Origin of the sequence: Siccirubricoccus soli, assembly GCF_024178315.1 — a bacterium.
Lineage (GTDB): Bacteria > Pseudomonadota > Alphaproteobacteria > Acetobacterales > Acetobacteraceae > Siccirubricoccus > Siccirubricoccus soli.
Genome location: NZ_JAMZIK010000051.1, coordinates 1 through 14,392 on the forward strand (window position 1 = coordinate 1; position 14,392 = coordinate 14,392).

The 14,392-nt window shown below is 70.6% G+C and carries 11 protein-coding genes and 2 pseudogenes; 6 read left to right on the forward strand and 7 right to left on the reverse strand.

Translation table 11 applies throughout. The features are described 5' to 3' along the window. Positions 1–246: pseudogene (locus NJ376_RS08520) on the forward strand (squalene/phytoene synthase family protein); the annotation flags it as partial. A gap of 235 nt (positions 247–481) precedes the next feature. Here NJ376_RS08520 and NJ376_RS08525 read toward each other — a convergent pair. Both NJ376_RS08525 and uvrA read right to left on the reverse strand, forming a co-directional pair. After that, on the reverse strand, positions 482–1,315 hold the full coding sequence (locus NJ376_RS08525) for a calcium-binding protein (protein ID WP_252952819.1): 834 nt from the start codon (positions 1,313–1,315) through the stop codon (positions 482–484). A 177-nt stretch (positions 1,316–1,492) separates the two neighbouring features. Next, positions 1,493–4,390, reverse strand: coding sequence for an excinuclease ABC subunit UvrA (uvrA, locus tag NJ376_RS08530; protein ID WP_252952820.1), 2,898 nt, complete (start codon positions 4,388–4,390; stop codon positions 1,493–1,495). Positions 4,391–4,628: 238 nt separating this feature from the next. On the opposite strand from uvrA, the gene ssb reads away from it, so the two are divergent. Further along, on the forward strand, positions 4,629–5,144 hold the full coding sequence (ssb, locus tag NJ376_RS08535) for a single-stranded DNA-binding protein (protein ID WP_252952821.1): 516 nt from the start codon (positions 4,629–4,631) through the stop codon (positions 5,142–5,144). Positions 5,145–5,214: 70 nt separating this feature from the next. Here ssb and NJ376_RS08540 read toward each other — a convergent pair whose 3' ends face one another. Then, complete coding sequence (locus NJ376_RS08540; protein ID WP_252952822.1) at positions 5,215–6,111, reverse strand: DMT family transporter; 897 nt, start codon at positions 6,109–6,111, stop codon at positions 5,215–5,217. 300 nt (positions 6,112–6,411) lie between these two features. After that, positions 6,412–7,647 (reverse strand): MFS transporter, encoded by a 1,236-nt coding sequence (locus NJ376_RS08545; RefSeq protein WP_252952823.1) that lies wholly within the window; start codon positions 7,645–7,647, stop codon positions 6,412–6,414. A 104-nt stretch (positions 7,648–7,751) separates the two neighbouring features. Between NJ376_RS08545 and NJ376_RS08550 the strand changes: the two genes are divergently transcribed. After that, complete coding sequence (locus NJ376_RS08550) at positions 7,752–8,594, forward strand: alpha/beta fold hydrolase (RefSeq protein WP_252952824.1); 843 nt, start codon at positions 7,752–7,754, stop codon at positions 8,592–8,594. 117 nt (positions 8,595–8,711) lie between these two features. Here the strand turns inward: NJ376_RS08550 and NJ376_RS08555 are convergent, their stop codons facing one another. Beyond that, on the reverse strand, positions 8,712–9,254 hold the full coding sequence (locus NJ376_RS08555; protein ID WP_305879967.1) for an MOSC domain-containing protein: 543 nt from the start codon (positions 9,252–9,254) through the stop codon (positions 8,712–8,714). Between the two features lie 334 nt (positions 9,255–9,588). Beyond that, on the reverse strand, positions 9,589–10,035 hold the full coding sequence (locus NJ376_RS08560; protein ID WP_370288100.1) for an Lrp/AsnC family transcriptional regulator: 447 nt from the start codon (positions 10,033–10,035) through the stop codon (positions 9,589–9,591). A 129-nt stretch (positions 10,036–10,164) separates the two neighbouring features. Here NJ376_RS08560 and NJ376_RS08565 point away from each other — a divergent pair, with 129 nt between their 5' ends. The 3 genes and pseudogenes from NJ376_RS08565 to NJ376_RS08575 all read left to right on the forward strand — a co-directional run bounded on the left by NJ376_RS08565 (position 10,165) and on the right by NJ376_RS08575 (position 13,552). Beyond that, entirely contained in the window at positions 10,165–11,424 is a 1,260-nt protein-coding gene (locus tag NJ376_RS08565) for a D-amino acid dehydrogenase (RefSeq protein ID WP_252952825.1), read from the forward strand. Positions 11,425–11,547: 123 nt separating this feature from the next. Continuing rightward, a pseudogene (locus tag NJ376_RS29235) lies at positions 11,548–12,129 on the forward strand (cysteine hydrolase family protein); the annotation flags it as partial. Between the two features lie 427 nt (positions 12,130–12,556). Continuing rightward, positions 12,557–13,552: an aldo/keto reductase gene (locus tag NJ376_RS08575; RefSeq protein WP_252952827.1), complete on the forward strand. Its 996-nt coding sequence runs from the start codon at positions 12,557–12,559 to the stop codon at positions 13,550–13,552. A gap of 171 nt (positions 13,553–13,723) precedes the next feature. Here NJ376_RS08575 and lipB read toward each other — a convergent pair whose 3' ends face one another. Beyond that, the gene (lipB, locus tag NJ376_RS08580) at positions 13,724–14,374 is read right to left on the reverse strand and encodes a lipoyl(octanoyl) transferase LipB (RefSeq protein WP_252952828.1); all 651 of its coding nucleotides are present in this window, start codon (positions 14,372–14,374) and stop codon (positions 13,724–13,726) included. Between the last annotated feature and the right edge of the window lie 18 nt (positions 14,375–14,392).

Below are 14,392 nucleotides of genomic sequence, written 5' to 3' on the forward strand. Positions count from 1 at the left end.
GCGACGCCCGACGCCCCGGCGGTGCGGCAGGTGGTGGCGCGGCTGGCGCAGGCGGCGCTGCCCGGCCTGGCGCCGCTGGCGGCTGGGCTGCGCCGCCTGCCGCGCGGCGCGGTGGCGGCCGCCCTGCCGCTGGTGCTGGCAAGGCGCGACCTGCAGCGTCTGGCGAAGGGGCGGGAGGTGCCGGCGGCGCGCGGCTTCGGCGACCGGGCGGCGGTGATGTGGGCCGGGCTGCGCGGGCGGGTGTGAGGGGAACCCAGGAGGTCCCGCCCATGGATTCGATCCCGCCGGGGAGGGGAGACAACTCCGACCAGGGAGCGGGAGCGGCATCGGTCATCGGCCGGGGCTGTGCACGCAGCCCGCGGCCCGTCGGGCGGCCGAGGGGCGATTGATCGGTCATGCTCAGCCGCTACCGGCATGGCTTCGCAGCGTCAGCCTTCGGGACTGACAGGACCCTCCTGCCCGATATCCGGGGCGGTCCCGGTCAGAGTGGATCCTGGCTGGCGATCGCGGTGCCCGGTACGGCGAAGGTCGCCGCGGTGAAATCCGCCGCCGTCAGGCCGATGAAGGTGAGGGTGGTGCCCTCGCCCAGGGTGAGCACGGCGCCGGAGGCACTGTCCGTCAGCGCCAGCAGCGGGTCGAAGCCCGGCGCCAGGTTCAGCAGCTGCAGCACATCCGCCGCCGGGTCGAAATCCAGCATCAGGTCGTGGCCGCCCGGCAGCGCCAGGTCGAAGCGGAAGAGATCGGCGCCGAGGCCGCCGCCCAGCGTGTCGTCGCCGAGGCCGCCGATGATGGTGTCGGCACCCGCGCCGCCGAGGATGAGGTCGTTCCCCGCATCGCCGGAGATGCTGTCGCCGGCCGTCGCGGCCGCCGCCATGGTCGAGAAGGCGGCGAGGAAATCGTCGCCGGCGCCGCCGGAGAGGGTGTCGGCCGCCAGATCGCCGCCGAAAACGGTGTCGTTGCCGAGGCCGCCGAGGACGAGGTCGCCGATGCTGTCATTCCCGGTGATGACGTCGTTGCCCGCGCCGCCATCCACCGTATCGGCGCCCTCCAGGCCGAGGATCACATCGTCCCCGGCCGCGCCGAGGACCGAGTCGCTGCCCGTGCCCGAGTCGATGGTGTCGTTGTCCGCGCCGCCATGCAGCATGTCGTCGCCCGCGCCGCCCGTCAGGCTGTCATTGCCGCTGTCGCCGGCCAGGAGGTCGCTACCGGCGCCGCCCGCGAGCGTGTCGTCGCCCTCCAGGCCAAAGAGAATCACATTCGTCGTCCCGGCGCCCAGCCCATCGCTGGCGAGCGTTCCGAACCCGATATTGGCCATGCGCAAGGCTCCTCCGCCGATGCCGGCGCTGCGCGCCGATGCGCGGCGTTACCGCAGGACAACACGAAAGCGGGATCGCCGATCGCGCGGGCGGGATCACGACTCGCGGAGAAGGCGCATGCTTCTTGCGAAATTCGCGTTCTGCGTAACTTCGGCGGAAGCCGTTCCCGTTTCGGTTCAGGCGCGCTTGCGCTTCCTGGCCGGCGGCGCCTGTTCGAGTCCCTGCGCAGGCAGCAGCGGGGCGAGGAAGCGGCCGGTATGGCTTTCCGGCGCGGCCGCCACCTCCTCTGGCGTGCCGCTGGCCACGATCCGGCCGCCGCCATCGCCGCCCTCGGGGCCGAGGTCGAGGATCCAGTCAGCGGTCTTGATGACCTCCAGATTGTGCTCGATGACCACGACCGTGTTGCCCGCCTCCACCAGCGCGTGCAGTACCTCCAGCAGCTTGCGCACATCCTCGAAATGCAGGCCGGTGGTCGGCTCGTCGAGGATGTAGAGGGTGCGGCCGGTGGCGCGGCGGGAAAGCTCCTTGGAGAGCTTGATGCGCTGCGCCTCGCCGCCCGAGAGCGTCGTCGCCTGCTGGCCGAGATGGATGTAGCCGAGGCCGACCTCGCGCAGCACCTTCAGCTTGTCGTGGATGGCGGGGACGGCGGAGAAGAACTCCACGCCCTCATCCACCGTCATCTCCAGCACATCGGCGATGCTCTTGCCGCGGAACTTCACCTCCAGCGTCTCGCGGTTGTAGCGCTTGCCCTTGCAGGCATCGCAGGTGACGTAGACGTCCGGCAGGAAGTGCATCTCGATCTTGATGACGCCGTCGCCCTGGCAGGCCTCGCAGCGGCCGCCCTTGACGTTGAAGCTGAAGCGGCCGGGCTTGTAGCCGCGGGCGCGGCTTTCCGGCAGCTCGCTGAACCAGTCGCGGATCGGGGCGAAGAGGCCGGTATAGGTCGCTGGGTTGCTGCGCGGGGTGCGGCCGATCGGCGACTGGTCGATGTCGATGATCTTGTCGAGCAGCTCCAGCCCCTCGATCCGCCCATGCGGCGCGGGCACGGTGCCGGCGCCCATCAGGCGGCGCGCCGCGGCCTTGTACAGCGTCTCGATCACCAGGGTGGATTTGCCGCCGCCGGAGACGCCGGTGACGCAGGTGAAGGTGCCGAGCGGGAAGCTGGCGGTCACGTCCTTCAGGTTGTTGCCGGTGGCGCCCACCACCTTCAGCGCGCGCTTCGGGTCGATCTTGCGGCGCGTCGCCGGCACCTCGATGCGGCGGCGGCCGGAGAGGTAGTCGCCGGTCAGGCTCACGGGGTTGGCGGCGACCTCCGCCGGCGTGCCCTGGGCGATGACGCGGCCGCCGCCGGCGCCCGCCGCCGGGCCGATATCCACCAGATGGTCGGCGGCGCGGATGGCGTCCTCGTCATGCTCCACCACCAGCACCGTGTTGCCGATGTCGCGCAGCCGCCGCAGCGTCGCCAGCAGCCGCTCATTGTCCCGCTGGTGCAGGCCGATGCTGGGTTCGTCCAGCACGTAGAGCACGCCGGTGAGGCCGCTGCCGATCTGCGACGCCAAGCGGATGCGCTGGCTCTCGCCGCCCGAGAGGGTGGCGGAGGAGCGGGCGAGGGAAAGGTAGTCCAGCCCCACATCCACAAGGAATTGCAGCCTTTCCTCGATCTCCCGCAGGATGCGGCGGGCGATTTCCTGGCGCTGCGGCGTCAGCGTCGCCATCACCGTGGAGAACCACTCCCGCGACTTGCGGATGGAAAGCTCGGAGGCCTCGCCAATGTGCTTGCCGGCGACCTTCACCGAGAGCGCCTCCGGCTTCAGCCGATGACCGTTGCAGGCCGGGCAGGGGCGTTCGGCCTGGTAGCGCGTCAGATCCTCGCGCACCCAGGGGTTGTCGGTCTCGCGGTAGCGGCGCTCGAGGTTCGGCAGCACGCCCTCGAAGGGCTTCTTCACCTCATAGGCGCGCAGCCCGTCCTTGTATTTCAGCGTCACGACCTCGGCGCCGGTGCCGCGCAGGATGCCGTCCTGCACCTTCTGCGGCAGGTCGCCCCAGGCATCCGTCATCTTCACCTTGAAGTGGCGGGCGAGGCTTTCCAGGGTCTGGTCGTAATAGGGCGACTGCGTGCCGGCCCAGGGCATGATGGCACCTTCGGCGAGGCTCCGCCGCTCATCCGGCACCACCAGCTCGGGGTCGAAGAAGCTCTCCGTGCCGAGCCCGTCGCAGGAGGGGCAGGCGCCCTGGGGCGAGTTGAAGGAGAAGAGCCGCGGCTCGATCTCCTCGATGGTGAAGCCGGAGACGGGGCAGGCGAATTTGGCGCTGAAGACGGTGCGCTCCTGGGTATCCGCATTCTCCGCATAGGCGATGCCGTCGGCGAGGGCGAGGGCGGTCTCGAAGCTGTCCGCGAGGCGCGGGGCGATGCCGTCCCGCACCACGATGCGGTCCACCACGATCTCGATGTCGTGCTTCAGCTTCTTGTTCAGCGCCGGCACCTCGGTGATGAGGTGCAGCGTGCCGTTCACCTTCACCCGCTCGAAGCCGCGGCGCTGCCACTCCGCCAGCTCCTTGCGGTACTCGCCCTTCTTGCCGCGGACGACGGGGGCCAGCAGCAGCAGGCGGGTGCCCTCGGGCATGGCGAGGACGCGATCGACCATCTGGGAGACGGTCTGCGCCTCAATCGGCAGGCCGGTGGCCGGGCTGTAGGGTACGCCGACCCGCGCCCAGAGCAGCCGCATATAGTCGTGAATCTCGGTCACCGTTCCGACGGTGGAGCGGGGGTTGTGGCTGGTGGTCTTCTGCTCGATGGAGATGGCCGGGCTCAGCCCCTCGATGCTGTCCACATCCGGCTTCTGCATGAGCTGGAGGAATTGCCGCGCATAGGCCGAGAGGGATTCGACGTAGCGGCGCTGGCCCTCGGCGTAGATCGTATCGAAGGCGAGGGAGGATTTCCCGCTGCCCGAAAGCCCGGTGATGACCGTCAGCGTGCCCCGCGGCAGGTCCAGGTCCAGGTTCTTCAAATTGTGCGTGCGGGCGCCGCGGATGCGGATCAGGCCAGACGGGGGCAATGGGGTGGGGTTGGCCATCTGCGGGGTGGCTCCAACGGGCGGTGCCCGTGTTCGCATTGTGTTCTTGTGTTGATGCCACTATATCAGCGGCAAGGGAAGGGTCGTCCTGCGCCAGGCCGGGGACGCGCCGCAAGGCTGTGGCGGGGCAGGGGCCGCACCGCTAGGCTGGCGGGCAGACTCGCCGTAAAGGCGGCCCGACCACCGGGAAGGCGGCGCACCCGCCCGCCTGGCGGACGGCAATTCGGAGATCTACGGCATGGCCGGCAGCGTCAACAAGGTGATCCTGGTGGGCAATCTGGGGCGTGACCCCGAGGCCCGCAACATGCAGTCCGGCGACCGTGTCGTCACCTTCTCCGTCGCCACCAGCGAGAGCTGGAACGACCGCGCCTCCGGCGAGCGGAAGGAGAAGACCCAGTGGCACCGGGTGGCGATCTTCAACCAGAAGCTCGGGGAGATCGCGGAGAAATACCTCCGCAAGGGCAGCAAGGTCTATCTCGAAGGCCAGCTCGAGACCCGGAAATACACCGACAAGGACGGCAATGAGCGGGAGACCACGGAGGTGGTGCTCAGCCGCTTCCGCGGCGAACTGACGCTGCTGGATGGCCGCGGCGGCGGCGAGGCGGGCGAGGGCGGCGGCTATGGCGAGCGCGGCAGCGGCCGGTCCTCGGGCGGCGGCTATGGCGGCGGCGGGCGCTCCTCCGGCAGTGGCGGCGGCTGGGACAGCAAGCCGAAGGGCGGCGGCAGCGACCTGGACGACGACATTCCGTTCTGATCCGCAGGCTTCACGCCTGAAAGGGCACGGGGCTGCCGCCCTCGCGGCGCCCCTTTGCCACCGCGGCGGGTCAGACCGCCTGCCGGCGGAGATACTGTTCCCGCAGGAAGATGAACAGCCCGGCGCCGATGATGATGACGGCCCCGGCCAGGGGCAGCGGCCCCATCACCTCGCCGAAGAACAGGTAGCCGAACAGCATCCCCCAGAGGATCAGCGTGTACTGGTAGGGCACGACCACGGAGGCCGGCGCCATCCGCAGCGACTGGTTCACGCAGAGATTGCCGCAGAGCGAGCCGATGCCGAGGAAGAGCATCAGCACCAGATCCAGCATCCCGGGCGGCGTCCAGCCCTGGACCAGCACCAGCGCGCCGCCGAAGGCCAGCGCCGCCAGGAGCTGCGCCGTCATCAGCACCGTGCCCGGCGTGCCGGCCAGCTTGCGGGTGGCAATGAGGAACAGGGCGTAGCTGAAGCTGCCGACCAGGGCGCAGATGGCGCCGAGGGAGAGCGACCCGGGCGAGGGGTGCAGCGCCAGCACCACGCCGAGGAAGCCCACCGCCACGGCCGTCCAGCGGCGCCAGCCCACCCGCTCGCCCAGCAGGAAGGGGGAGAGGGCGGTCACGTAGATCGGGCCCGCCATGTAGTAGGTCATGACCTCCGCCAGCGGCAGCTCGGTCAGGGCCCAGAAGAAGAGCGCTCCCTCCAGCGTCGAGAAGATGGCGCGCAGGAGCTGCAACCCCGGGCGCGGCGCCCGGAGGAAGGCGTAGGGGCCAAGCGTCCGGATGAAGGGCGCCATGGCGCAGAGCCCGGCGATGCTGCGCACCAGCAGCAATTGCCCGACGGCATAGGCCCCCACCAGCCATTTGCCCAGCGTATCGTTCACCGCGAAGAGCAGCACGCCGAGCAGCATCATGGCGACGCCGCCGGTGTTGCCCGTGGCCAGGGCGCCCAGGCGCTGCAGGAGAGACACGGCGATGATCCACCCTTCGCCGCCCTTCTCACCGATGGCGGGGGAGGCCACGCCGCAGCATTAGGGCAGGATCGAGCCTGGGGGAATCGCCCGCCCGGATGGCCTGCCCTGCAAAAATATAGCAACCAGAGCCGCTTATCTCCGGCCAGTGAGACCCGGCGCGGAAGGTCAGGACGTTCCGAGCCGGGTATCGCGCGCCGGGCCGGTGTCGCGGCCGCGTACCCAAGGGCCGACATCGGTCGGCATGTCGCGGGGCCGGTATGGGACGCTGTCCCGCTGCGGCGCGGGCCCTGATCCGGCTCAGCGCGCCTGGGCCGGTCCCCGCATCGCCAGCGCCCCGCCCCCCAGCAGCAGCGCCAGCCCCAGCGCCGCCATGATAGGGATGCCCGCCTGCGGCCCCAGCGCATCCGCCAGCGCCCCGGTCAGCAGCACGCCGAAGGGCCCGGTGCCGATGCAGGTCGTCACCAGCCCCAGCACGCGGGACCGGGCCTCGGGCGGCGAGGCGGTTACCGCCAGGGCGGTCTGCAGCGCGCCGAAGAGCGCGGTGCCGAGACCACCCAGCGCCAGCAGCCCCACCGCCAGCCACAAGGCCGGCATCAACGGCAGCAGCAGCAGGGCCAGCATGAAGACGGCGCAGCCGCCCAGCAGCGCCAGCGGCGACAGCCAGGCCCGGCGCCCGGCCGCCAGCGCCAGCCCGGCCAGCAGCGCGCCCATCGGCTCCGCCGCCGTCAGCAGGCCGATCTGCGCCGGCATCGCGCCATAGGCCCTTGTGCCGAGCGCCGGCAGCACGCTGGCGAAGCTGAAGGCGAAGACGTTCATCGCCACCGTCGCCACCACCACCACCCGCAGCACCGGCAGGCGACGGACCAGCGCCACGCCCTCCGCCATGTCCAGCAGCACCTGGCGCGGCCGGAAGGCCCGCCGCGCCTGCGGCAGCCGCACGCCGGAGAGCATGAGGAAGGTGCAGCCATAGCAGGCGGAGGCGAGGGCGAAGGCCGGCCCGATGCCGAGCCATTGATACAGCACCCCGCCCAGCAGCGGCCCGATCATGCGGGTGGTGTGGGCGGTGGTGGTGTCCAGTGCCATGGCCTGGACCAAATCCTCCTCCCCCGCCGCCTCGCTCAGCATGCGGCGGCGGGAGGCCATCTCGCCGGTCCAGACCAGCCCGGCCAGCAGCGCCGCCAGCCCAAGGTGCCACACCTCCAGCGCGCCGGCGAAGGCAAGGGCGGCGATCGCCGCGGTGCTGAGCGCCGTCGCCGCCTGGCCGCACATCAGCAGCTTGCGGCGGTCCAGCACCTCGGCGATCGCCCCGGTGAAGGCGCCGGCCAGCAGCATGGGCACGGAGCGCGCCATGACCACCAGGGAGGTGGCGAAGGCGGAGCCCGTCGCCTCGAAGGTGAAGACGGAGGCGACCAGGATCTCCACCCAGCGCATGGCATTGGCCAGCGCCCCCACCGCCCAGAGGCGGCGGATATCCGGGTTGCCGATGAGGCGGAGCAGGGGATGGCGGTGCGCTTCGACCGCGTCGCGTGGCATGGCTGGCTTGGCGCCCAGCCTCGCCCGTGCGGCGCCCGCTGTCGAGGGGGCTGTTCCGCAGCGCAAAACGCGGCAGGATCGGCACCGAGGAAGGAGGAACCGCCATGCCCTACGCCCCCGCAGAAGGTGCGCGCCTGTATTACGAGGAGGCCGGCACCGGCCACCCCATCCTGTTCATCCATGAATTCGGCGCCGATCACCGGGAATGGGAGGACCAGATGCGGTTCTTCTCCCGCGAATACCGCTGCATCGCCTATTCGGCGCGGGGCTACCCGCCCTCCGAGGTGCCCTCCGACCCGAAGCTCTATGGCCAGGATTTCGCCGTGGCGGATGCCGTCGCGGTGCTGAAGCACCTGGGCATCGAGAAGGCGCATATCGTGGGCCTTTCCATGGGCGGCTTCGCCACGCTGCTCTTCGGCATCCGCCATCCGGGAATGGCGACGGCACTGGTGCCGGCCGGCGCCGGCAGCGGCTCCCCGAAGCAGGAGCAGGCGGCCTTCCGCGCCGCTTGCCAGGAGCGGGGGGAGAAGCTGATCGCCCAGGGCTGGAAGAGTGAGATGGCGGAGGAGACCGGCCATTCCCCGACCCGCATCCAGTTGAAGAAGAAGGACCCGCGCGGCTGGGCCGCCTATATGGAGCGGCTGGCGCAGCATTCCGGCCTCGGCACCGGGCTGACCATGAAGCACTACCAGGGGGAGCGCGACTCGATCTTCGACTGGGAGGCGGAGCTGCGGCAGATGCAGGTGCCGACCCTGCTGGTGGTGGGTGACGAGGATTGGCCCTGCATCGAGACCAATGTCTGGCTGAAATCGGTGCTGCCGAATGCGGGCCTCTGGATGCAGCCGCGCACCGGCCATGCGATCAACCTGGAGGAGCCGGCGGCCTTCAACCGGGAAGTGGCGGCGTTCTTCGCCACGGTGGAGAAAGGGCGGTGGCGGCTGGGGTGATCGGGCGGCAGCGCCGGTGTTGAGCGGGGCCCTGCCCCTCTCAAGCTCTCCCCGCCAGGGGCCGAAAGCCCCTGGACCCCTTGAGTTCGGCGGTGGGACTGCCGGGGCTTCCTTCGGTCAGACGCGCTCCAGCTTCCGGTGCGGCAAGGCCGGCAGCGTCACGCGGATCGCATCGCCTGGCCTGACCGTGCCGCCCGCCAGCACCACGCCCATGATGCCGGCCTTGCGCACCAGCCCGCCCGCCGCATCGCGGTCCAGCACCGCGGCCAGCAGCCCGGGCTGGAAGCGCTCGATCTGGCCGCAGGGGTTGCGCAGGCCGGTCACTTCCACCCGGGCCGCCTCCCCGAGATGCAGCACCGCGCCGGTCGGCAGGGCGAGCAGGTCGATCCCCTCGGTGGTCACATTCTCGCCCAGCTCGCCTGCCGCGACGCGGAAGCCCTTCGCCGCCAGCTCGGCGAAGAGCTCGCTCTGCATCAGATGCACCTGGCGCAGATTGGGCTGGCCCGGCCCGGCCCTGACGCGGGAGCGGTGCTGCACCGTCACGCCGGCATGCGCATCGCCGGCCACGCCCAGCCCCGCCACCAGCGTGATCTCCGGGAAAAGGTGCTTGGAGAAGCGATGCCCGCCATCCCGCGCCACCGCGATCACCCGCGCCGCCATGCCGCCCTCCTGATCCTGCGTCGCCTCTCTGCTTCGGAGGAGCCGCCGCCGCCAAGCGGAGGACAGCCCGGTTGATCCGTGGCCCCGTTGATCGAAGGCGCCTTCACGCGCCTTCGACACCGCCGAAGGCGATTATTCGCGAGGGCCATGGGGCGGTTTTCGTGTCAAGGACGCAGGCGCGTCGTGCGAACAGCACGCCTCCGGCGCGACGCGCGGTGCGCCTTCGGCGCATCCTTGACACGGCAACCGCCCCATGGCCTGGGCTTGAGGTGCGCTCGACGGGATCGAGCGCACGCGGAAGCGTGCCTCACCGACGACATGCCCGGCCAGGAGCCTACCCCCGGATGACGCTGCGGATGGCGAAGCTGGACTGGATGCGTGCCACACCTGGCATGCGGGACAGCGCCTCCTTGTGGATGCGCTCATAATCCGCCGCATCGCGCGCCTCGACGCGCAGCAGGTAGTCGGCGATGCCGGTCATCAGGTAGCACTCCCGCACCTCCGGGCAGCGCCGCACCGCCTGCTCGAAGCGCTTCAGATGCTCATCCGTCTGGCGTTCCAGGGTGATCTGCACGATGACCACCACCCCCTCCCGCGCCGGCGCCTCCTCCAGCACGACGGTGTAGCCGCGGATCACGCCGCGATGCTCCAGCAGCCGCAGCCGGCGCAGGCAGGCGGAGGGCGACAGGCCCACCTGCTCGGCCAGCTTGGCATTGCTCATCCGCGCATCCGCCCGCAGCAGGCGGATCAGGGCGCGGTCGGTGTCGTCCAGGGCGTGCACGCAAGATCCTGCGAATTCCTGGCATAATATGCAACGGAACCGCCGCCGATGGCAGGGGGTTCGACGCATCGGCGGGAAATTCGCGCCATCCTTTCATAGTCTTGCTGCCGATACGGGTTGGAGGCGGCGATGCGCGTGATCGTGCTCGGCAGCGGCGTGGTGGGGGTGACCAGCGCCTGGTTCCTGGCCAAGGCGGGGCATGAGGTGACGGTGCTGGACCGCCAGAAGGCGGCCGGCATGGAAACCAGCTTCGCCAATGCCGGCCAGGTCTCGCCCGGCTATTCCGCCCCCTGGGCGGGTCCCGGCATCCCCGTCAAGGCGCTGAAATGGCTGATGATGCGCTACCGCCCGCTGGTCATCTGGCCGCAGCTCGAACAGGGGCTCTATCGCTGGCTGGGCCAGATGCTGGCCAATTGCACCGCCGCTGCCTACGGCCTGAACAAGGGCCGCATGGTGCGCCTGGCGGAATACAGCCGCGACGTGCTGAAGGAGCTGCGGGCCGAGACCGGCATCGCCTATGACCAGCGCATGCAGGGCACGCTGCAGCTCTTCCGCACTCAGAAGCAGCTCGATGCGGTGGGCGAGGACACGGCGGTGCTCGACCAGTTCCAGGTGCCCTATGAGCTGCTGGATCCGGCGGGTTGCATCGGCGCCGAGCCGGCGCTGGGGCGCGTCGCCGACAAATTCGTCGGCGGGCTGCGCCTGCCGGGCGACGAGACGGGCGATGCGCATGTCTTCACCCAGCGCCTGGCCGCGCTGGCCGCGGCGGCCGGCGTCACCTTCCGCTATGGCGTGACGGTCCAGGGGCTCGAGACCGAGGCGGGCGAAGTGGTGGGCGTCGCCACCGATCAGGGCCGCTTCACCGCGGACCGCTATGTGGTGGCGATGGGCAGTTACTCGCCGGCGCTGCTGCGGCCGCTCGGCGTGCAGGTGCCGGTCTATCCGGTGAAGGGCTATTCCCTGACCTTGCCCATCACCAAGGAAGAGGCGGCGCCGGTCTCGACCGTGATGGACGAGACCTACAAGGTGGCGATCACCCGCCTAGGCGACCGCATCCGCGTCGGCGGCACGGCGGAGCTGGCGGGCTTCTCCCTGAAGCTGCGCGCGCCGCGGCGGGAGACGCTGGCGCATTCCGTCGGCGACCTCTTCCCCGAGGGCGGCGACCTGGCGAAGGCGAGCTTCTGGACCGGCCTGCGCCCGATGACGCCGGACGGCACGCCGGTGGTGGGGCCGACGCGCTACCGGAACCTCTACCTGAACACCGGCCATGGCACGCTGGGCTGGACCATGGCCTGCGGCAGCGGGCGGCTGCTGGCGGATCTGCTGACCGGGCGGGCGCCGGAGATCGAGCACACCGATCTGGCACTGGACCGCTACGCCTTCGCCTGAACGCCAGCCCCGGATAGCCAGGCGGCGCTGCCGCAATCCGCAGCGCCGGGGTTGAGTGGTCCGCAGGGGCGCCCCGGTGCGGCGGGGCGCCCGAGACAGAGGCCATCCGGCAGCCGAATTCCATTGCCGCGCGAGCCGTGGCGGGCCGAGCAGGCCCAGGCCGCCCGGGCTCTCCGGGATGCTGGCTTAAGGCTCCCTGAGGCCAAGCGGGCGGCACTGGCGGGCGGCCATGCAGATCGACACAATCGACCCCAGGATGGCGGCGATGATCGTCGTCGACATGCAGAACGACTTCGTCGCCGAAGGCGCTCCCATGGAAACCCCGGCGGCACGGGCCATGGTCCCGCGGCTGGCGAGGCGCTGCGGATCTGCCGCGACCGCGGCATCAGGGTCATCTGTACGGCCCATGGGTACCGGCGCGACGGCTGCGACACGGGGTTGTCCAAGATGCACCCGCCGATCGCCAGCCGCGCCGCGCTGGTGGCCGACACGCCGGGCATCGAGATCTACCCGGACCTCGCGCCGCAACCGAACGAGCATGTCATCAAGAAGCGCCGCTACAGCGGCTTCGTCGGCACCGACCTCGACGTCATCCTGCGGGAATGGGGCACCGAGACGGTGATCATCTCTGGCACCGCGACGGAGAATTGCTGCCACGCCACGGGCCGGGATGCGATGTTCCGCAACTACCGGGTGGTGTTCCTGTCCGATGCCACCGCGACCTACGACTACCCGGACCGGGGCTTCGGGCCGATGCCCAACGCCGAGGTGCATCGCGCGACGCTGATCATCCTGGCGGCCTCCACCGCCCGTGTCATGCCGGTGGCGGAGATGGCGCGGCGCTTCGCCGATGGCGCAGGCGAGGCGCGGGCGGCGGAGCAGGCGAAGCGCCCGGCCCCGGCATCGGGCCTCGACGCTGCCGGCAGGCCCGGTGGCGGCTTTGAGCGGTGGCCGTCCACCTCCATCGCACAGGCGGGGACAGCCGCCGTGACCAGACCCGGCTTGACGCCCGGCCGCGCCCGGACCCAGGCTTCGCATCCGCAGCATCAAGGGGCGGACATGCAGCGATGGGGCGGCACCACGCGTCGCCATCCACGCCATGCCCAGCCCGCGAGCCCCAGGGGAGAACGCCATGGAATACCGCATGCTCGGCCGCAGCGGCATCAAGGTCAGCCGCTACTGCCTCGGCACCATGATGTTCGGCGGCCCGACCGATGCCGCGGAGAGCCAGCGCCTCATCGCCCGTGCGGCGGAGGCGGGGATCAACTTCCTCGACACCGCGGATGGCTACAATGGCGGGACGTCGGAGGAGGTGGTGGGCGCCGCCATCGCCGGCAACCGCCATGCCTGGGTGCTGGCGACCAAGATCGCCAACCGGGTGGGGAAGGGGCCGAACGAAGGCGGCCTCTCCCGCAAATGGGTGATCCAGGGGACGGAAGCCTGCCTGAAGCGCCTCGGCACCGATTTCATCGACGTGCTCTATCTGCATAAGGAGGACCATGCGACGCCGCTGGAAACCACGGTGCGGGCCCTGGCGGAGCTGGTGCATGCGGGGAAGGTCCGGCATTTCGGCGTCTCCAACTACCGCTCCTGGCGCATCGCCGAGATCTGCCGGCTCTGCGACCAGATGGGCATCGACCGGCCGGTGGTCTCCCAGCCCTACTACAACCTGATGAACCGCCAGCCGGAGGTCGAGCAGCTTCCCGCCGCCGCCTATTATGGGCTCGCGGTGTTCCCCTATTCGCCGCTGGCCCGCGGCGTGCTGACGGCGAAGTACCGGCCGGGCGAGACGCCGGAGCCCGGCAGCCGCGCCGCCCGCCAGGACAGGCGGATGCTGGAGACGGAGCTGCGGCCGGAATCACTGGAGATCGCGCAACGTCTTCGGGCGCATGCCGAGGCGCGGGGGACGAGCGCGGCGCATTTCGCCATCCAATGGGTGTTGGCCAACCGCCACGTCACCGGCGCCGTGCTGGGGCCGCGGACCATGGCGCATCTGGAGGATTACCTGGCGGCGCTGAGCTTCCGCCTCTCGCCGGAGGATGAGGCGCTGGTGGACCGGCTGGTGGCGCCGGGGCATCCCAGCACGCCGGGCTACAATGACCCGCAATACCCGATCGAGGGGAGGTAGGCCGAGCGGAGCGTCGCGGCAGTGCCGTGGCTCTCGCACCCACCCCACCAAAGGCCGAAGGGCCTTTGGAAGGCATGGGTAAGGACGCGGCGGTTCAGCCGGCCGCCTCGACCGAGCCGGTGAAGCAGGGTGCAGCGCAAGTCGGGGCGGTGAGGGAGCAGCGCCGCTCCCTCAACCGAACACCTCGGTCCAGGCGGCCATCAGCGCAGCATCCGCCTCCTCCATCGTCGCCGGGATGCCCAGCCGGTGCAGCGAGGTGACGCCATACTGGCTGATGCCGCAGGGCACGATGCCGCCGAAATGCGTGAGGTCCGGGTCCACGTTCAGCGCAATGCCGTGCCAGGTCACCCAGCGGGTGACGCGCACGCCGATGGCGCCGATCTTGTCCTCCGTCCCTCGCGCCTTATCCACCACCCAGATGCCGACGCGGCCTTCCCGCCGCTCCCCCTTCACGTTGAAGCGGTCGAGCGCCCGGATCACCCATTCCTCCAGATTGTGGACATAGGCCCGCACGTCGCGGCCGCGCCGGGTGAGGTCCAGCATCACATAGGCGGTGCGCTGGCCGGGCCCGTGATAGGTCCATTGCCCGCCGCGCCCGGCCTTGAAGACCGGAAAGCGCGGATCGAGCAGCCCTTCCGCCGCGGCGGAGGTGCCGGCGGTGTAGGTGGGCGGGTGCTCCACCAGCCAGACCAGCTCCTCCGCCGTGCCGGCGTGGATGCCCGCCACCTGGGCTTCCATGGTGGCGAGGGCTTCGGGATAGGGGGTCAGCCCCTCGGCGATGCGCCAAAGGGGCGTGGGGGCAGTTGATCGGGGCAAGGTCATCGTCTATAGGCGCGCCTC